Source organism: Ruegeria sp. 6PALISEP08, assembly GCF_001238295.1.
GTDB lineage: Bacteria > Pseudomonadota > Alphaproteobacteria > Rhodobacterales > Rhodobacteraceae > Ruegeria.
The window spans coordinates 178,699-198,235 of sequence record NZ_LGXZ01000001.1 but is presented as its reverse complement, the minus strand read 5'-3'; the positions used below and the strand labels follow the sequence as shown (position 1 = coordinate 198,235).

The following is a 19,537-nucleotide window of genomic DNA, read 5'->3' as shown; positions in this document are numbered from 1 at the left end:
CTTAGCTGTCGCCCTGCGCCTCGGACCGGCTTTTGCCTGCAACGTTCAGGGCCAGCGTCGCCGCCATGAACCCGTCCAGATCACCATCCAGCACACCCTTGGTGTCCGAGGTTTCGTGATTGGTGCGCAGATCCTTCACCATCTGGTACGGCTGCAACACGTACGACCGGATCTGGTTGCCCCAGCCTGCATCGCCTTTGGCCTCATGCGCGGCGTTGATATCGGCATTCCGGCGGTCCAGTTCCTGTTGATAGAGGCGCGATTTCAGGGCCTTCATGGCAATGTCACGGTTCTGGTGCTGCGACTTCTCGGACGAGGTCACAACAATCCCGGTTGGGATGTGCGTGATCCGTACTGCCGAGTCGGTTGTGTTCACGTGCTGACCACCCGCACCCGAGGATCGGTACGTGTCGATCCGAATATCGGCTGGGTTCACCTCGATCTCGATATTGTCGTCGACCACCGGATAGACCCAGACCGAACTGAACGAGGTATGCCGCTTGGCCGCAGAATCGAACGGCGAAATCCGCACCAGACGATGCACTCCGCTTTCAGATTTCAGCCAGCCATAAGCGTTGTGGCCGGAAATCTTGTAAGCGGCGGACTTGATCCCTGCCTCTTCACCGCCCGTTTCCGATTGCAGCTCGACGGTATAGCCCTTCTTCTCGGCCCAGCGCACATACATCCGCGCCAGCATCGAGGCCCAGTCGCAGCTTTCGGTGCCACCGGCACCCGAGTTGATTTCGAGAAACGTGTCATTGCTGTCAGCCTCGCCGTCCAGCAGTGCCTCAAGCTCTTTCTTGGCGGCTTTGCCATGCAGCGCCTTGATCGCGGCTTCGGCGTCCTGAACGACCTCTTCGTCCTCTTCCATTTCGCCCAATTCGATCAGCTCGATATTGTCGCCGAGATCGGTCTTGATGGTTTCATAGGTCTCGATCGCGTCGACCAGCATCTGCCGTTCGCGCATCAGCTTCTGCGCGTTCTCGGGGTTGTCCCACAGGTTGGGATCTTCGACACGCGCGTTGAATTCCTCAAGGCGATGTGGCGCGGTTTCATAGTCCATACGCTGCGCCAGCAGCTCTAGCGACTTTTCGATTTCAGTCACGATGTTCTGGGTTTCGGCGCGCATGGTCTTGTCCCAACTTGCTCAATCAGGCCTGCGTGATAGCAAGAGGTGCGAGACACCACAAGACAGGCAGAACGGGAATGCAGGCTGCACCGGCCGAGATTTTGGAAAGATGGGGTTTGACCCCAATCTCACAGGTATCCGAAACCGCGCACGCTTGGGTGTGGAAGGTAAGGGCTCAGGCTGGTGTTGACCGGGCTTTAAAAGTCTATCGACGTATAGATCGGGGGAATGAGGCCCCCGGCGCACACCTGATGGCAGCCTGGCAAGGTCGCGGGGCCGTTCGGATCGTGAACGAAACGGCAAGTGCTGTGCTGATGGAGTGGTTGGAAGGTCCATCCCTGGGGGACATTGCCCGCAACGGTAATCCGGATCGCGCGGTAAAGCTTTTGGCCCGGGCCGCACAGGGCTTGCATAAACCACCGCAAATCAGTGTGCAGGGGCTGAAGCCATTAGAAAGGGTCTTCGCACCTCTGTTCACTGTTCAATATACCACCAACTGCTCAAGGTCACTGAGACGGGACATTGAAAAAGCGACCACCCTTGCCCAAGCCCTGCTAGATGAACAGCCCCATCACACCGCTCTGCACGGCGACTTTCACCCCGACAACATCATTGTAACGCCTGACGGCCCCAAGATCATTGACGCCAAAGGCTACTTTGGCGACCCGGCTTTTGAGCTGGCGAATGCCTTGCGACACCCCAAAGGGATGCCCGACCTGGTGCGACAACCCACGCAAATTGAGTATTGTCTTTCGCTGTATGCCCGCGCCATGAACGTACCACGGCTCCGGCTGGCCCAATGGGCCGCCGCAAAATGTGCCTTGTCGATCTATTGGAGATCACGCGGCCCAATCACACAGGATGCAGAGGCCGACTTGCTTCAATTTCTGCTGCGTCACGCCGATCAATAAAGACCGCCTGTGCTCAGGTCGCCCTGCGTGGCTTTGGGCCCAACAGTCACCGTCTGACCTGTCGAGGTCTGCACCTGTACGCCTGCGCGCTGCACTTCCTCGAACAACGGCAGGTCCGAACCGATCGCAAAACCGCCATCGTAGACGCGGTCGATAAAGCCATCGACGCCGTCACGGAAGAATTCAGCAACGACATAGTCACCACTGGCATCGTCAGGCAGTCGCGCGCCACTGAACCGGTCGATCTTGATGAAGTGCCCACCTTCCGGCACTTCGAACGGACCGCCACCGTATTTTTCGACAGCTTTTTCCATGAAGCTCTGGAACACAGGACCACACATCGTGCCACCATAAGCCCCTCGTCCCATCGGGCGCGGGCGGTCATACCCGATGTAGCAGCCCGCCACGATGTTCGAGGTAAACCCGATGAACCACGCATCCTTGGATTCGTTGGTGGTTCCGGTCTTGCCCGCTGTCGGAACCGGCAGGTTCACAACGCGCGATGCCGTTCCGCGATCCACCACGCCTTTCATCATCGACGTCAGCTGATAGGCCGTGATGGCGTCCATGACCTGCGCGCGATCTGTCACGAGGGTCGGAGATTCGTCGGGCGCCATCCATGTGGAATCGCAATCCAGACACTGACGATCATCGTGGCGATAGATGGTTTTGCCAAACCGGTCCTGAATACGGTCAACCAGCGTGGGTTCGACCCGCTCACCACCATTTGCAAACATGGCATAGGCGGCCACCATCTTGTACAGCGTCGTTTCCTCGGATCCCAGCGAGTTCGCAAGGAAAGCCCCCATCCGGTCGTAGACGCCAAAACGTTCCGCATATCCCGCAACAACCGGCATCGTGACTTCTTGAGCCAGACGGATGGTCATCAGGTTCCGCGACTGCTCGATCCCGGTGCGCAACGGCGTCGGTCCGTAGAATTTGTTTGACGAGTTTTTGGGACGCCACAGTCCCTGCGGGGTGTTCACCTCAATCGGTGCATCCACAACGATGGTGGCCGGGCTATAGCCACTGTCCAGCGCAGCGGCATAGACGAAAGGCTTAAAGGATGAGCCCGGCTGACGCTGCGCCTGCGTGGCGCGGTTGAACACAGTGTCCTGATACGAGAACCCGCCCTGCATGGCCAAAACGCGGCCCGAGTTCACATCCATCGCAACAAAGCCGCCCTGCACTTCGGGCACCTGCCGGGCGGACCATTGCCCCTCTTCCCCGGCCATCACAAGGATCACGTCGCCGCGTTTGAAGTTTGCAGCAAAATCACCCTGCATCCATTTGATGTCCGAGCGCGGGACGGCGCCATCGGCGGGGCCGTCCTCGATACCAACCGTCAATTGCTGGTCCGCCACGTCCAGAACCACCGCTGGATGCCAGCGCGTTGGCAGAACCACGTCACGCGGGATTTCCATGATCGCAAGCGCTTCGCGCCATTGCCCTTCGTCGGTCAACTGTTCTTCTGCAATGACTTCGCCCGTGCCGCGCCATTTGCCGCGTGAGCGGTCGTATTTTTGTAACGCCTCGCGCAGGGCACGCGCCGCTTCGACCTGCATCTCTTCGTCTACAGACGCACGGACCGTGAAACCGCCAGTGAAGAATTCACCTTCACCGAAATCCACACTCAGCTGGCGGCGGATTTCGTCGGTAAAGTAGTCGCGCGGCGGCAAAGCGGTGCGGAAGCTTTCAAAATCACCGTTCTGGACCGATCGCAACGGCAATTCGACCTCGGTCTGGTAGGTCGCCTGATCGATATATCCGTTCTGATTCATCTCACGCAGAACATAGTTGCGGCGGGCCAGCAGGCGCTCCTTTTGACGAACCGGGTGATAGTCGGACGGTGCCTTGGGCATGGCCGCCAGCATTGCGGCCTCATGCGGGGCCAGTTCCTGCAACGTCTTGTTGAAATAGGTCTGCGCGGCAGCGGTCACGCCATAGGAGTTTTGGCCCAGAAAGATCTCGTTCATGTAAAGTTCGAGGATCTGTTCCTTGTCCAAGGTATCCTCAAGCCGGGTGGCGAGGATGATTTCCTTGATCTTGCGTTCAGCCCGACGGTCGCCCGACAAAAGGAAGTTCTTCATCACCTGCTGGGTGATGGTCGACGCCCCGCGCACGGTTTCGCCCTTGGTGCGTACGGCCTCAACTCCGGCAGCAATAATGCCGCGCGGGTCATACCCCTGATGGGTATAAAAGTTCTTGTCTTCCGCAGAAATGAAAGCCTGCTTTACCAGATCGGGGATGTCTTCGGACGGGGTGAACAGGCGACGTTCCTGCGCGAATTCGTCGATCAACTGCCCTTCGCCCGAATAAATCCGGCTGATGGTTGGCGGCTTGTATTGGGCCAGCGATTCATGGCTTGGCAGGTCGCGGCCATACATCCAGAACACCGCACCGATTACCAGTGCGACCATGAAGATACCCAAGGTGACGATACTGAAGATCGCCCCGAAAATCGAAAGTATGAACCGGATCACGTTACTGCCTTTTTCTCGCGGTGGTGCCTATATAGTGTCGCACCGCCCAAGGGTCAAAACACCAAGCGTATTCTAGCTGTTTTGCGCCGTAAGGTCACTGGCCAATCAGGGATTTGCGGATCACATCCTGTTGGCGCCAATCCTCAAGCCCCTGATAAATTCCCAGCGTCATTTTTGCCCGCCATGCCTGATCGTTGAGGTTTTTTAAATCTCTGGGACTGGACAGAAACCCAAGTTCGACCAGAACCGAAGGGATATCTGCGGCCTTGAGCACCGAAAAAGACGCCGTGCGCAGCGGTTTGCGGTTCATCGGGCCGCCCTGCTGCGCCATACCGTTGGCAATCGCTGTGGCCAAGGACCGTGTGCGTGGCCTGGTCTCTTGCCGCGCGAGGTCCAGCAAGATATCAGCCACCTGATCATCCGAGCCGCTGAGGTCAACACCAGACAGCAAATCTCCGCGATCGTGCCGTTCCGCCAGCTTTGAACTCGCCACGTCCGAGGCGTCCTCGGACAACGTATAAACCGCCGCGCCATGTGCCTGTCCCTCGGACAGGGAATCAGCGTGCAGCGAGATGAACAGGTCCGCCCCGGCCCGATGAGCCAAGGCAATCCGACGCTCAAGCGAGACAAACTGATCTTCGACCCGCGTCAAGACCACCTCATATCCGCCTGAACGTAAAAGAACTTCGCGCAGCTCGCGTGCGAAGGTCAGCATCAGGGTTTTCTCATCGACCCCACCAACCTCGGCCCCTGGATCTATACCGCCATGCCCCGGGTCCAGCATGACGCGAAGGGGCTGGTCAGCACTGCGGGGTGCTGTTTGCGGCAGGTTGGCGGGTTCAGGCAGGTCCCATCCCGGATTACGTGGCGCGCCCGCAGTTGCGTTGAACGTGTCGAAATCCGTGCCTTTGAGGTTAAGGGTCAACAAAGCCGCGCCAGAGTCTTCGGCGACAGTCAACTGCGCTGTCTCGACCGCCATGGGCGCGCCCAGTTCCAGCACCAGACGCGACCAACCCGGAACGTAGGCCCCGAACTGAACACCGCTGATACGATCCGATTGCAGGAAGTCCCTGGGCTTCAACCCGGTCCAGTCGACCTCGTTAAAATCCAAAACCATCCGGTAGGGATCCTGCAAGGTGAAAATCCGGTACGGCACCCCCTGGCTGAGGCCCATATCCACCCGCACGCCAGTGCGCCCGACGTCTGTTATGCGGCTTTGGTCCGGCTGAATACGCGCCAGAGCGCTGAAATCCTGCGCGACCGCGCCACTCGCCAGCGCCCAGATCAGGGCGATGCAAAAGAAGATCCTGCTCATAGCCTCAAGTTTTCCCGAGATCGTTTGGATCGAACCCTACACCACACGGGGAACTTTGTGAACGGTTCAAACCTGTGCGCCAACGGCCTTTCGGTCCGCCATAAAACGCTGCAAACGGGCAAGACCTTCCTTGATATCACCCGTCGCACGGGCGTAGGAAAAGCGCAGTGTCGTATGACCCCTTTGCGGGTCGAAATCCAACCCCGGCGTGACCGCGACACCTGCCATTTCCAGAATCTCTGCCGCAAAGGCGCGGCTGTCATTGGTCAGGTCAGACACATCGGCATAGACGTAGAACGCACCATCAGGCGGAGCGATGTTTGCGAACCCGGCCTTGGGCAGCCCCGCAAGCATCAGTGCACGATTTTGGCGATAGACGTCCAGATTGGCCTGCAATTCGTCTTCGCAATCCATCGCGGCCAATGCCGCGACCTGGCTGGCATGGGGGGCGCAAATGAACATGTTTTGGGCTATCCGTTCGACCACACGCACCTGATCCTCGGGCACGACCATCCATCCAACGCGCCAGCCGGTCATCGAAAAGTACTTTGAGAATGAGTTGATCACATAACACTCATCCGTCAGCTCCAGCGCGGACACGGCTTTGGCTTCGTATTCCAGCCCGTGATAGATTTCATCGCTGATGAACGACGCCCCTTGCCCACGCGCGGCTTCAATCAGCGCGCCCATAGCTGCATGATCCAGCATTGTGCCGGTCGGATTTGCAGGCGAGGCAACCATTAGACCTTTCAGGTCCATCCCTTGAATATCCTTGGCTACGGGCTGCAACCTGTTTTCCGGCGCGGTTGGCAGATCGACGGGCACCAGCCCCAGCGCTTTGAGGATCTGGCGGTAGGACGGATAACCGGGCGCGCCGATGCCAACACGGTCCCCGCTGTCGAACAACGCCGTGAAGGCCAGCAGAAACCCGCCTGAGGATCCGGGGGTGATCACCACTCGATCCGGGTTCAGGTCAACATCATACCATTCGCCATAAAGCCGCGCGATCCGTTGCCTGAGCGCGGGCAGCCCCAAAGCCACCGTGTAACCCAAAGGACCCTGTTCCATTGCCTTTGCCAGGGCTTCGGTTGCCCCTTGAGGAGCACCAGTTCCGGGCTGCCCCACTTCCATGTGGATGATGTGGCGTCCGGCCTCTTCCGCCTTGCGCGCGGCCTCCATCACGTCCATCACAATAAACGGATCGACCCCGGACCGGGTTGAGTTTCTCATGCCCATCTCCCATGTTGCAGCCATGGCTTTTGAACGCGTATCCAGGCTGGCGTCAATCCCGGCTCTGATGCTTGCAGCTGTCGTCTGGCTCGTGGCAGCGGCGCAAGCCCATGCGCAAAGCCTGATCCGTGATCCTGATATCGAATATGGGCTGCGTGAACTGGCCTTTCCTGTGCTGCGCGCTGCCGGGTTAAACACCAATCGCGTTCAGATTCTGGTGGTCAATGACAACACGTTCAACGCTTTCGTCATCGACTACAACGCGATCTATGTGAATTACGGCCTGATTCTGAGCGTCGAGAGCCCTGAAATGCTGCAAGCCGTGATCGCGCACGAAGCCGCCCATATCGCCAATGGCCATCTGGCGCGACGGGCCGAGAACTTGAAGGCAGCACGGCGCAATGCCGGCCTTGGCACCGCGCTGGCCCTGCTGGCGGCGGCTGCTGGTGGTGGCGAAGCAGCCATCGGCATCGCCGCAGGTACTCAGGGCGCGGCCCTTCGCAGTTTTCTGGGCCACACTCGAGCCGAAGAATCCTCGGCCGATCGAAGTGCCGCCAGCTATCTGAGATGGGCCCAAATTTCTCCCAGCGGCATGGTCGAGCTGCACCGGAAGTTCGCTGGTCAGGAATTGCTGAGCGTTGCCAATCAGGACCCTTACATGCGGTCGCACCCAACAAGCCGCGAACGCCTGCGTGCCGCCGAAGCCTTTCTGGACGAATTTGGTGACAGGGCCGCGCCCAATTCCAGTGCCGATTACTGGTTCGCCCGCGTCAAAGGCAAGCTGTCAGCATTCCTGCGGTCGCCAAGCTGGACTTTGCGGCGTGCCAAAGAAGAATCCGACCGTGACATCCGGCTGATGCGCGAGGCATCGGCATATCACCAGAACCGCGACTTGTCCCGCGCCCGTGCTGCCATAGATGAGGCGTTGACCATCCGCCCGAATGACCCATTCTATTACGATCTGAAAGGTCAAATCCTTTTGGAAAACAGGCAGATAAACGACGCAGTGCAAGCGTTTCAGAGCGCCGTGGAAATGGCTCCGAACAACGCGCTGATCCTTGCAGGTTATGGACGCGCCCTGCTGGCGCAGGGCGAAACCGATCAGGCCCTGACGGCACTGGAACAGGCCCGTTCCCGAGATTTTCGCAACGCGCGCCTGATGCAGGATTTGGGCGTGGCCTATTCAAAGGTTGGTAATAACGGTATGGCATCCACCGTGACGGCAGAGCGGTATGCGCTGCAAGGGCGGTTGGAAGATGCCGGAATTCACGCGAAACGCGCCGTAGCGCGACTGCCCGAAGGTTCACCGGGTTGGCAAAGGGCACAAGACGTGTTGATTGCCTCAGAACGATTCAAGAAAAGCAAAAGGAAACGGAAATGATCCTCAGACATGCTGCACCCGCCCTTCTGGGGCTTTCCATGGCGGCGACCTCGGCGCAGGCGCTGGACCTGAACGCATTGAGCGATGCCGAAAAGGCCGAATTTGGCGCGCAGGTGCGCGAATACCTTCTGGAAAACCCCGAAGTGATCATCGAGGCGATCAACATTCTCGAACAACGCAACGCTGCTGCCGAAGCTGTTGCAGACAAAGAGCTGGTCACAGCCAACGCGGACGAGCTGTTCAACGATGGCTATAGCTGGGTTGGTGGCAATCCGGACGGGGATATCACTCTGGTCGAATTCATGGATTACCGCTGTGGATATTGCCGCCGTGCTGTCCCCGAAGTGGCCAGCCTGCTGGCCGAAGACGGCAACATCCGTCTGGTGATCAAGGAGTTCCCGATTCTGGGTGACGCGTCTGTCCTGTCTTCGCGCTTTGCCGTCGCCACCAAGCACGTGGCTGGCGACGATGCCTACAAGCAGGTCCATGACGCCCTGCTGGAGTTCACCGGCGAGCCTTCTGAAGTCTCGCTGCGCCGCATCTCGGACGGTTTGGGTCTGGACAGCGATGCAATCATTGCCGCGATGGACAGCGACCGCGTGTCGGACGAAATCACCCGCACCCGCGCGCTGGCGCAGCGAATGCAGATTTCGGGCACGCCGTCCTTTGTTCTGGGCACCGAAATGCTGCGCGGCTTCCTGCCCGCCGATCAGATGAAGCAAATTGCGGACGGCGTACGCGCAGAACAGGGTTAAGGAAGTGGGGCGGCATCGCCGCCCTACACCACGCATAGGCCAGAGTTTTGTCGTTCCTCTAATTCAAGGCTTTAGAAGTATCTGATTGGAGTAAACCACGGGTTACTTTTCTGACGCTGTATGCATCTCAGTAGATCGAAACCGCTTCCAGCGGTGAATGCATTTAGACAATTATTCTACCTGAACGCGATTAATTGTACCGATTCAGAGCAGACAACAAATGAAAAACAGGGGTCCTCTCGTTTACTATGTAACGGCAGGTTGGGCCTTGCTGACCGTTGTGGTAGGACTGTTTTTCTAACTTCCAGCACGAAGCCTACAGCTGACGTCAAAGCCGAAAATCAATCCAGCGCACACTCTGTCCCGACAAAAAACTGGGAACCCGGTGATGCCAAAACTCTTCTTTTTGATGGGAAACCCGTTGTGCTGTGGCGTCGCGACCTTACCGAAATGGCCGCAGCGATGACCCAACCACCAAAATCTAAGAGTACCGCCAGTTCAATTCAGTGAAGACCGGCAGTTCGTTTTTGTTGACCTTGCAGAAATGCCTTTGATGAAATGATTCAGACTACACACATCTACTCAGCCGCCTCCTGTGCGGCGTCCAGTTCTGCTGCTTTCTTCTCAACCTGTTCAACGATGTGTTCAATCATCTGATCGTTCGACATCTTGTGGCTGGCTTTGCCCGCCAGATAAACCATTCCGGACCCTGCCCCGCCACCGGTAAAGCCAACATCCGTCATCAGCGCCTCACCCGGACCGTTTACGACGCAACCTATGATCGACAGAGACATGGGCGTCTTGATGTGTTCCAGCCGATGCTCCAGCGCTTCGACGGTTTTTATGACGTCGAAGCCTTGCCGCGCGCAGGACGGGCATGAGATTATGTTCACGCCGCGATGACGAAGCCCTAGCGACTTGAGGATTTCGAACCCGACCTTCACCTCTTCCACTGGATCTGCGGACAGGCTGACGCGGATCGTGTCACCGATCCCCATCCACAACAGGTTGCCCAGACCGATGGCGGATTTGATGGTGCCGCTGACCAATCCTCCGGCTTCGGTGATGCCCAGATGGATCGGTGCGTCGGTAGCTTCGGCAATGCCCTGATAAGCAGCGGCGGACAGGAAAACGTCGCTTGCTTTCACGCTGATCTTGAACTCGTGAAAGTCGTTGTCCTGCAAGATGCGGATATGTTCCAGCCCGCTTTCGACCATCGCCTCGGGGCACGGCTCTCCGTATTTCTCAAGCAGATGCTTTTCCAGTGACCCCGCGTTGACCCCGATACGGATCGAACAGTTGTGATCGCGCGCGGCCTGGATGACCTCTTTCACGCGGGTTTCATCCCCGATATTGCCCGGATTGATGCGAAGGCAGGCTGCCCCCGCCTCAGCAGCTTCGATGCCACGGCGGTAGTGAAAGTGAATATCTGCCACGATTGGCACCGGACTTTCGCGCACGATCTCTTTCAGCGCTTTGGACGATGCCTCATCCGGGACCGAAACGCGCACGATATCCGCGCCCGCCTCAGCCGCCGCCTGAACCTGCGCCACGGTGCCTGCTACATCGGTGGTCAGCGTGTTGGTCATGGTCTGCACCGCAATGGGCGCATCACCCCCAACAGGGACATTTCCGACCATGATTTGACGGGATTTACGACGGTATATGTCGCGCCAGGGACGTACGTGATTGAGGGACATAAGGACGGATCCGCATCTGCCTGAGTTGCGACAGTAGATAGTTCGGCAACCGGGTTATCGCAATGGCTAGATCACTCGGCGGGCGCTTCTGTCGCCTCGGTCTGGAGTTCCGCCACCAGTTGCTTGAGCGCGCTGTTCTGCTCTGCCTCAAGATCGGCCACCGCATAGGTCTCGGATACCGCGTCTTTCGACAGGACAACCCCTTTGGCAACGGTGCCTGGTGCGCCCGCTGGGCCGTAATGTTCGCCATTCATCGAGAAATAAACCGACCCGGATGCGCCCGCACGCAATGACGGCGGCTCTTCGGTCAACGGCACTTCAAATACGCTACCCTGCTCAACCGTGCCCAGCGTGCCTTCGAAAATGACGCTGCCATCCGCAGCCGTCACACGCATCCAAGCAGGGTCAACGGCCACGATCTTGAGCATTGTGTCGATCTGTTCGACCACCTGCGGCAGCGCCGGACGTTCAACTGTGTGAAACTCAGCCACTTCGAACTTTGGCAATTCCGGCGGACGGAAGGTACCCACCTCGCGTGGATCAAGAGTGGATATCGGTGCATCACGGGCCACCAGAACCGGTACGTCCAGCGCTTGAGGACGATAAAGACGGTCCAATGCTTCGGTGCTCGCAGTTTCCACTTCGGCATCAGCGGCACTGCTGCGCGCCGCATCAAGCGGATCGAGATCCGACAGAACCACCGGTGCCTGTTCGACTGGGCTGACCTGAACCTGCTGAATCTTGTTCAAAACAGCCCAGCCACCATAGCCGATGCCGCCAATCACCGCCAACAACACCAGCGATGAGCCGATGGCGCGCGGTTCAATCTGACTGACCAGGGGTTCTTTGCCAGGAATGAAGGGCGTGTTGGGCGAGATAAACGGATCGCGCCCCATCGGACCACGCGCTGGCAGTCCGCCAGTGGGCTTGCGAACCACGGACGCCTCGGCCGACATGCCGTGCGCCACCTCAAACCCGCTTTCCATACAGAAGGTTGCAAAGGTGTCATCCGGGTTCATACCCAGATACCGCGCATAAGAACGCACATACCCGGCTATGAAGCCGGGTGTGTCAAACGCATCGGGATCGGCGTTTTCAATTGCAGCAATGTAGTTGGCTTTGATCCGCAGCTCGCGTTGAACGTCCAAAAGAGATTTGCCCATCGTTGCGCGTTCGCCGCGCATCTTGTCGCCTAGACGAATCTCGTAATCGTCAAACCCTTTTGGTCTGACATCCACGTCCTCTTCGGAATTGCGCTGTGATCTGCGCCCAATCATCCCTGCTGCCCCATTCTGCCTGTCGCGTATTTCGCGTTAGCGGCGAATCATCTCAACAATGATTCGTCCGCTTATTTTGTTAGCGTAAGCTTAACACGCGGCAAACTCGTTGCACACTTTGGCGTGAGGTTATCCGGCAAGTTCGGCGCGATTTAGCGCACAATGTGACCAAAGTTCGTCCATCGCCTGCACCAAACGGTTCATTTCGTCGGGTCCATGCACCGGAGAAGGGGTAAAACGAAGCCTTTCGGTTCCGCGCGGGACGGTCGGGAAATTGATCGGTTGCACGTAAATTCCATAATCGTCCAGCAGCATGTCACTGAGCTTTTTGGTGTGCACAGGGTTTCCAACGATCACGGGCACGATGTGACTGCCGTGATCGATCAATGGCAGACCCATCCCCTTCAGCCGCAGCTTGAGGATCTTTGCCTGGGTCTGATGCTGATCGCGTAGATCCTGCGCGGTCTTTAGATGCGCAACCGAAGCAACAGCCCCAGCTGCAACAGCAGGCGGTAGCGATGTGGTAAAGATGAAGCCCGGCGCGTAAGAGCGCACGGCGTCACACATCTTGGCGCTGGCCGCGATATAGCCGCCCATCACGCCGTACGCCTTGGCCAGAGTGCCGTTGATAATGTCGATCCGATGGGCCAGACGATCCCGCTCGGTCAGGCCGCCACCACGTGGGCCGTACATGCCGACCGCGTGCACTTCGTCGATGTAGGTCAGCGCGCCAAATTCATCCGCCAGATCGCAGATCTCTTCGATCGGGCCAAAATCCCCATCCATCGAATAGACCGACTCGAAAGCGATCAGCTTGGGCGCCTTCGGATCGTCTGCTTCAAGCAGCTCGCGCAGATGCGCCACGTCATTGTGCCGGAAGATACGCTTGGCACCGCCGTTGCGGCGCACACCTTCGATCATCGAGGCATGGTTCAGCGCGTCGGAATAGATAATCAGGCCGGGAAACAGTTTGGGCAGCGTGCTGAGCGTCGCATCATTGGCAATATACGCGCTGGTGAACAGCAGCGCGGCTTCTTTGCCGTGCAGATCTGCCAGCTCGGCCTCAAGCCTTTTGTGGTAGACCGTGGTGCCAGAGATGTTGCGCGTACCGCCCGAGCCTGCGCCTGCGGCGTCAACGGCCTCGTGCATGGCATTCAGAACAACCGGATGCTGCCCCATGCCCAAGTAGTCGTTGCCGCACCATACAGTGATGTTCTGCTGCGACCCATCCGGGCGCGTGCGCACCGCATGTGGGAAATGTCCATTGCGACGTTCGATGTCGATAAAGGTCCGATAACGTCCTTCATCATGCAGCCTGGCAATCGCTGAATCGAGCTGAGCAGTATAGTCCAACGGACCCTCCTTGAGCGCCCAATATCGGTTTCCCCTGGGCAAATAGTCTGCCACTTATACAGTGTACCCTGCTTTGGCGGCTTTGTGTTCCTTTATACAGCTGGTTACAGCCGAACATGTGAACCCAACTTTGATTTGCATCAAATAGAAGGTTGCGCCTTCTACGACAAGTATTGTTACGGCCATCGAACGCGTGGAAACGACGCAGGCACCGCTTTGTTACAATACTTCGCGCGATAGCTTTGGTTTTCCCTGCAACCACTCTGGACGGCGCTGATCACGCTGTTAGGGTTCGCCAAACCTAGAAAAGCAGGAGCCCCCTATGCCGCTAGACACCGTGCTGAACCGGATTGACGATGATCTTAACGCCTCTATCGACCGCCTGATGGAGTTGCTGCGGATCCAGTCCATTTCGACCGATCCCGCATTTAAAGACGAGGTCAGCCGCGCCGCAGATTGGCTGGTCACCGATCTGCGCAGTATCGGAATTGACGCGGAAAAACGGGAAACTCCGGGCCACCCCATGGTTGTCGGTCATGTGGGAGGAGACCCGGACGCCCCGCATATCCTGTTTTACGGCCATTATGATGTGCAGCCAGTCGATCCGCTGAACCTGTGGACCAGCGCGCCCTTCGATCCTGCCATCGAAGACACCGCGCACGGACCTGTCATCCGCGGGCGCGGCGCATCTGACGACAAAGGGCAACTGATGACCTTTGTCGAAGCCTGTCGCGCCTGGAAGGCCGTGCATGGATCCCTGCCCTGCCGCATCACCTTCTTCTTTGAGGGCGAGGAGGAATCGGGCTCTCCGTCACTGGTCCCGTTCCTCGAGGAAAACGCGGCCGAGCTCAAAGCGGACCTCGCACTGGTCTGCGACACCTCGATGGTCTCACGCGGGGTTCCATCCATTGCTGCCCAACTTCGCGGAATGCTGAAGGATGAGTTCACCATCACAGGGCCCCGTATCGATCTGCATTCCGGCCATTACGGCGGTCCTGGCCTGAACCCGTTGCGTGAGATGTCAAAAATCGTCGCCTCGTTCTACGATGATGAAACCGGGCGCGTTGCGGTTGAGGGTTTTTACGAAGGCGTCCACGAAGTGCCTGATGACCAATTGCGACAATGGCAAAACTGCGGTTTCGACGAAGCAGACTATCTGAACTCGGTCGGTTATACCCAACCACATGGCGAAAAGGGGTATTCGACACTCGAACAGCAATGGGCGCGTCCAACGCTCGAGGTGAACGGCCTGTGGGGCGGCTACAATGGAGCGGGCTCGAAAACCGTGATTCCATCGGAAGCGCATTGTAAAATCACCTGCCGCCTCGTGGGGGACATGGACCCCGATGCACTGCGTACAAAAATTCGCAAACATGTGGAGGAGCGCTTGTCTCCGGACGCCAAAGTGGTCTGGGACAACGACCTAGAAGGCTCTCCCGCTTCGGTCATGAACATCAACCGCCCTGAATTCGAAGCCGCGCGCGCCGCACTTTCAGACGAATGGGATCGCGAGGCCGTCTTTACCGGGATGGGCGGGTCAATTCCTGTCGTCGGGTATTTCAACACCGTACTGGGGCTTGATTCGATGCTGGTTGGCTATGCAAACGACGATGATGCCATCCATTCTCCGAATGAGAAATATGACGTCAAAAGCTTCCACAAGGGCATCCGCTCCTGGGCCCGTATTCTGGATGCTTTGAACAAATAGAGGGATTTTTGCGAGGCTCTGCCTCGCGCTCCGGGATATTTTCGGCCAGATGAAGTACGGACCCCCTGCTTCATCTGGCTATAAATATCCCGGGGGAGTCGCGGCTTGCCGCGGCGGGGGCAGAGCCCCCTTTCCTTACATGTGGATCACGCGATCATACGCATCAAGCACGCTTTCATGCATCATCTCTGACAAGGTTGGGTGTGGGAAAACGGTGTTCATCAGGTCCTCCTCGGTGGTCTCCAACTGGCGACCTACGACATATCCCTGAATCAGTTCCGTCACTTCCGCGCCAATCATATGTGCTCCAAGCAGCTCTCCCGTCTTGGCATCAAAGACGGTCTTGATCAGACCTTCCGGCTCGCCCAGAGCAATCGCCTTGCCGTTGCCGATGAAAGGGAAGCGACCGACCTTGATGTCATACCCCAGCTCTTTGGCCTTGGCTTCGGTGTAGCCCACGGATGCAACCTGAGGCTGGCAGTAGGTGCATCCAGCAATGCTTTCGGGTTTGACCGGATGCGCATGTTGACCCGCGATCAGGTCCGCGACCATGACGCCTTCGTGGCTGGCCTTGTGTGCCAGCCAGGGCGCGCCCGCGATGTCACCGATTGCATACAAACCTTCGACCCCGGTGCGGCAATATTCATCCGTCACAACATGGGTCCGATCGATCTTGACCCCCAAAGCTTCGAGCCCAAGGTTCTCGACATTGCCGACAATGCCAACGGCCGAGATCACGGTGTCAAAATCGTGCTTCTCAACCTTGCCCTTGACCTCAATATGAGCCGTCACTTTGCCTTTGCCGCGGTCCAGTTGCTTGACCATGGCTTTTTCCATGATGGTCATGCCTTGCTTGGTGAACGCCTTTTTCGCCAATGCGCTGATCTCGGCATCTTCTACGGGCAGCACCCGGTCCATCACTTCGACAACGGTCGTATCTGCGCCCAGCGTGTTGTAGAAGCTGGCAAATTCGATGCCGATCGCGCCTGAACCGATGACCAGCAGTTTCTTCGGCATCCGCGGCGGTTGCAGCGCATGTTTATAGGTCCACACCAGATCACCATCCGCCTCAAGCCCCGGCAATTCTCGTGCGCGGGCACCGGTCGCCAAGATGATGTTCTTGGCGGTGAGTTCTTCGGTGCCCTTGTCGGTCTTGACGTTTACCTTGCCCTTGGCGGGAATTGTGGCCTCGCCCATCACAACAGCGACCTTGTTCTTCTTCAGCAGATGGCCAATCCCGCCCGAGAGTTGCCCGGCCACGCCCCGCGATCTTTTGACCACCGCGTCCAGATCGTAGCCGATCTTATCAGCCTTCAAGCCAAAGTCCTTGGCGCGTTCCATCAGATGAAACACCTCGGACGATCGCAATAGCGCCTTGGTCGGGATACAGCCCCAGTTCAGGCAAATGCCACCCAGATGTTCGCGTTCGACAACAACGGTTTTCAGACCCAACTGGGCGGCACGGATTGCAGCGACATAGCCGCCGGGGCCAGCCCCGATTACGATCAGATCATAAGATTGTGCAGCCATGTGTCCCTCTCGGCGCAGGTGTTGAGAAATTAGTTTACCATTAAACTACTTTTCGAAACACATCAACAGGACCTCCCCGCGACAAATGCGACGCAGGGTAAGCAATATCTGAAGACATGGATTTCAGCCTATACCCAAGGCCCGGCTCTGGCTAGAACAGAACCGCCGACACCGTTCGAGCATTTCTTATCAAAAGACATTCAAGAGGCTGACCATGGCGAAAACACTCAAAGATCTGCTGCTTGCTCTGCTCAACGCTACATTAATCCTTGTGGCGCTGTGCCTGTTTCTGGGCTGGCAGCTTGCGTCAAAGGTTGAGAGCATTACAGCAGAGTTTTCCGAAACCGTGCAGGCCGTTGCCCCGATCCGGGACGAGACGAAAGGCATTCGAACAGAGCTTGCTGCATTGCGCGAAGACTTGTCAGCGCTGTCACTGGAAGCCCCTGCTGGTGCAAATAGCCAAGTTGCACAGGACATCAGGTCAACCCTGGCCCGGCTGAACAGCTTGGACAAAAAGCTGCAGGCAGTACAGGAACGGTTGATAAATCTGGCAGATGAGCCTCAGGTTCTGATCGCTCAGACAATCGAAAACGGCGCGGACGTCGTATCCGCGCGCATTTTGGAGTTCAAAGGTTGTGAACCGGGATCGTAAGCCCGAGCCGCGCCATTTGCGCGCGGCCTCTCAACCAGTTTCGGTACGCTCAGACAGCCGCCTGAAGCTCGCGCACGGTTGCACCGTATCCGCCCATATCGACATACTCGACTTCGTGCGGCGTCGAATTGCGCGACAGCGCTTCGTTCCGATAGGGGAACCGGCCAAACTTGCGGATGACTTCGCGATGGGCCCGTGCGTGTAGCAGGTTGCTTGTGTCACGGCTGAGGTTTTCACAGATCAGCCGCACACAGCGTTCCTGATCGCACAGGTTTTCCGAGTGCATCATCGGCAGGTAAAAGAACTGCCGCGCCGGTTCGTCGATCTTTTTGTCCCAACCTTTGTCGACCGCGCATTTCGCTGCCGCCAAAGCCGCCTTGTCCGTCGCGAAAGCACGCGCCTGACCACGGAACATGTTACGTGAAAACTGGTCTGTCAGAATAACATAAGCCAGTGCACCGCTGGGATACGTGAGCCAGAGTGAAAACTTTCCCTCGGCCGCAGCCTCCCAAGTAGATAAGAAACGTTCGCGGATCTCTGCGTCCAGCGCGTCATCCTGAATATACCAGCCCTTCGGGCCAACTTTATCTAACCAAAAACTCAATACTTCTTCAGGCGTTGCCATTGCCTTAAACTCCGTCTTGTGCCCACATCCGGGACGTAACGTCATTTAAGTCCGTTTTACAGAACTGTTACAGTAACATATTGCAACATAGTCGACATAAATCCGTGTCTTAAGCAGTTTCTTGCGCGGCTTCTTCGACTTCGGCCTCGGCTGCTTCGATCGCAACCTCCTGCGCAACCTCAAGAGCAACAGGCGAGGCGGTCGGGTACATGGGCGACATGGTGCCAGTTTCGTCTACTGGGATCGCCGCACGCTGCGTCATCCGGTACGCGGCATAAACGGCCAGAAAGAAAAGCAGCACCGCAATGATGAGGAAAAAGCCTGGCGGGCCGAATACAGCCTTTCCCATCAACCAACCGGTGATCAGTGGACCAGCGATGGCACCGAGCCCGTTAATGAAAACCAGACCGCCGGATGCCGCCGCCATATCTTCATGATCAAGGAAGTCATTGGTGTGCGCAATAAGCAATGAATACAATGGGTTGGACATCCCCCCGATGAAAAACGCCGATACAAGCAGGATTTCAAATGTTACCCCGTAGAGCATTCCCGACAGGGATGCGACTGCCCCTGACGCCGATACCAAAAGGATCAATAAACGCCGATCCATACGATCGGAAAACCAACCTAGCGGATACTGCAAAACAACTGCGCCGATGTAGAACGCGGCAACGAAGATCGAAATCTCAACCAAGCTCAGCCCTGCCTGCGCGCCGTATACCGCCGACATACCGAATTGAGCAGAGAATACCCCGCCCAGAAGGAACAAGCCAACACATCCCAGCGGCGATTTGTTCATCAACTCGCGCAAGGTCATAGGTTTGGTGGTATCAAAGGCCGGTGTCGGCGAAATAGATAGCAAAATTGGGGCAAAAGACACAGAAACGAGGATTGAGGCGATTACGAAGGTCTCATAACCCGCCGGATCACCCACAAGGAATAGGGCTTGGGCGCCGATGATCCCTGACATCTGAACGATCATATAAAGGGACAATGCCTGTCCTCGATTTTCATTGTTCGCCGCGTTGTTGAGCCAGCTTTCTGCGGTGACATACACACCCGAGAAACAAAACCCGATGATCACACGCCCCAAAACCCAAGCGATTGGGTTAGTCATCATCGGGTACATGATCATGACAGCAGAAATAAAAGACGCCAGCGCCGCGAAGACCCGCACATGCCCAACGCGCCGGATCATTTCCGGCGCAAGACGTGAGCCGCCCAGAAAGCCGACAAAGTAGGCTGACATCACAAAGGACATTTGTAGAGTCGAAAATCCTTCGATCTCGCCACGGACACCCAGAAGCGTGCCTTGAAGGCCGTTTCCGACCATCAGCAACCCCATGCCGAGCAGCAACGCCCACGCGCTGGAAAGGACCTGAATCATTGGGGTCTCCGACTTATGCTTCCGAAACTTGCGAGTCTTCGTGCGACCAATGCCTACGACTGTCGCGCTTGTCTACGACATCGTGCGGTATTGATACCAAA

General features: G+C 57.4%; 15 protein-coding genes. 5 read left to right on the top strand and 10 right to left on the bottom strand.

Features of this window, described 5'->3' with window-relative positions:
• Position 1: 1 nt before the first annotated feature.
• The gene (gene prfB, locus ALB80_RS01000; protein WP_050602159.1) at positions 2-1,129 is read right to left on the bottom strand and encodes a peptide chain release factor 2; all 1,128 of its coding nucleotides are present in this window, start codon (positions 1,127-1,129) and stop codon (positions 2-4) included.
• Positions 1,130-1,206: 77 nt separating this feature from the next.
• Between prfB and ALB80_RS00995 the strand changes: the two genes are divergently transcribed.
• On the top strand, positions 1,207-2,040 hold the full coding sequence (locus tag ALB80_RS00995) for an aminoglycoside phosphotransferase family protein (RefSeq protein ID WP_050602158.1): 834 nt from the start codon (positions 1,207-1,209) through the stop codon (positions 2,038-2,040).
• On the opposite strand, the gene ALB80_RS00990 is transcribed toward ALB80_RS00995, so the two are convergent.
• The 3 genes from ALB80_RS00990 to ALB80_RS00980 form a co-directional block, all read right to left on the bottom strand.
• On the bottom strand, positions 2,034-4,523 hold the full coding sequence (locus ALB80_RS00990; RefSeq protein ID WP_050602157.1) for a penicillin-binding protein 1A: 2,490 nt from the start codon (positions 4,521-4,523) through the stop codon (positions 2,034-2,036). The genes ALB80_RS00995 and ALB80_RS00990 overlap by 7 nt on opposite strands.
• Before the next feature lie 94 nt (positions 4,524-4,617).
• On the bottom strand, positions 4,618-5,838 hold the full coding sequence (locus ALB80_RS00985; protein WP_050602156.1) for an N-acetylmuramoyl-L-alanine amidase: 1,221 nt from the start codon (positions 5,836-5,838) through the stop codon (positions 4,618-4,620).
• A 66-nt stretch (positions 5,839-5,904) separates the two neighbouring features.
• Complete coding sequence (locus ALB80_RS00980; RefSeq protein WP_050602549.1) at positions 5,905-7,068, bottom strand: pyridoxal phosphate-dependent aminotransferase; 1,164 nt, start codon at positions 7,066-7,068, stop codon at positions 5,905-5,907.
• Between ALB80_RS00980 and ALB80_RS00975 the strand changes: the two genes are divergently transcribed.
• Entirely contained in the window at positions 7,067-8,449 is a 1,383-nt protein-coding gene (locus ALB80_RS00975) for a M48 family metalloprotease (RefSeq protein WP_050602155.1), read from the top strand. The two genes, ALB80_RS00980 and ALB80_RS00975, sit on opposite strands and share 2 nt — an antisense overlap.
• Positions 8,446-9,204, top strand: a complete 759-nt coding sequence (locus ALB80_RS00970) for a DsbA family protein (protein WP_050602154.1) — start codon at positions 8,446-8,448, stop codon at positions 9,202-9,204. Before ALB80_RS00975 ends, ALB80_RS00970 begins: the two co-directional genes overlap by 4 nt.
• Before the next feature lie 578 nt (positions 9,205-9,782).
• Here ALB80_RS00970 and ispG read toward each other — a convergent pair.
• The 3 genes from ispG to hemA all read right to left on the bottom strand — a co-directional run bounded on the left by ispG (position 9,783) and on the right by hemA (position 13,534).
• Positions 9,783-10,904 (bottom strand): flavodoxin-dependent (E)-4-hydroxy-3-methylbut-2-enyl-diphosphate synthase, encoded by a 1,122-nt coding sequence (gene ispG / locus ALB80_RS00965; protein WP_050602153.1) that lies wholly within the window; start codon positions 10,902-10,904, stop codon positions 9,783-9,785.
• A 71-nt stretch (positions 10,905-10,975) separates the two neighbouring features.
• Positions 10,976-12,181 carry a helix-turn-helix domain-containing protein gene (locus tag ALB80_RS00960; protein ID WP_050602152.1) on the bottom strand — a complete coding sequence of 402 codons (1,206 nt, stop codon included), beginning with the start codon at positions 12,179-12,181 and terminating at the stop codon, positions 10,976-10,978.
• Between the two features lie 129 nt (positions 12,182-12,310).
• Positions 12,311-13,534 (bottom strand): 5-aminolevulinate synthase, encoded by a 1,224-nt coding sequence (gene hemA / locus ALB80_RS00955; RefSeq protein WP_050602151.1) that lies wholly within the window; start codon positions 13,532-13,534, stop codon positions 12,311-12,313.
• A gap of 322 nt (positions 13,535-13,856) precedes the next feature.
• Here hemA and ALB80_RS00950 point away from each other — a divergent pair, with 322 nt between their 5' ends.
• Entirely contained in the window at positions 13,857-15,242 is a 1,386-nt protein-coding gene (locus ALB80_RS00950) for a dipeptidase (RefSeq protein WP_050602150.1), read from the top strand.
• 135 nt (positions 15,243-15,377) lie between these two features.
• Here ALB80_RS00950 and lpdA read toward each other — a convergent pair whose 3' ends face one another.
• A complete protein-coding gene (gene lpdA, locus ALB80_RS00945; protein WP_050602149.1) occupies positions 15,378-16,772 on the bottom strand; it encodes a dihydrolipoyl dehydrogenase in 1,395 nt (464 codons plus the stop codon).
• Between the two features lie 214 nt (positions 16,773-16,986).
• Between lpdA and ALB80_RS00940 the strand changes: the two genes are divergently transcribed.
• A complete protein-coding gene (locus ALB80_RS00940) occupies positions 16,987-17,424 on the top strand; it encodes a hypothetical protein (protein WP_050602148.1) in 438 nt (145 codons plus the stop codon).
• Between the two features lie 49 nt (positions 17,425-17,473).
• On the opposite strand, the gene ALB80_RS00935 is transcribed toward ALB80_RS00940, so the two are convergent.
• Both ALB80_RS00935 and ALB80_RS00930 read right to left on the bottom strand, forming a co-directional pair.
• A complete protein-coding gene (locus tag ALB80_RS00935; RefSeq protein WP_050602147.1) occupies positions 17,474-18,049 on the bottom strand; it encodes a DUF924 family protein in 576 nt (191 codons plus the stop codon).
• Between the two features lie 109 nt (positions 18,050-18,158).
• Positions 18,159-19,436: an MFS transporter gene (locus ALB80_RS00930; protein WP_050602146.1), complete on the bottom strand. Its 1,278-nt coding sequence runs from the start codon at positions 19,434-19,436 to the stop codon at positions 18,159-18,161.
• Between the last annotated feature and the right edge of the window lie 101 nt (positions 19,437-19,537).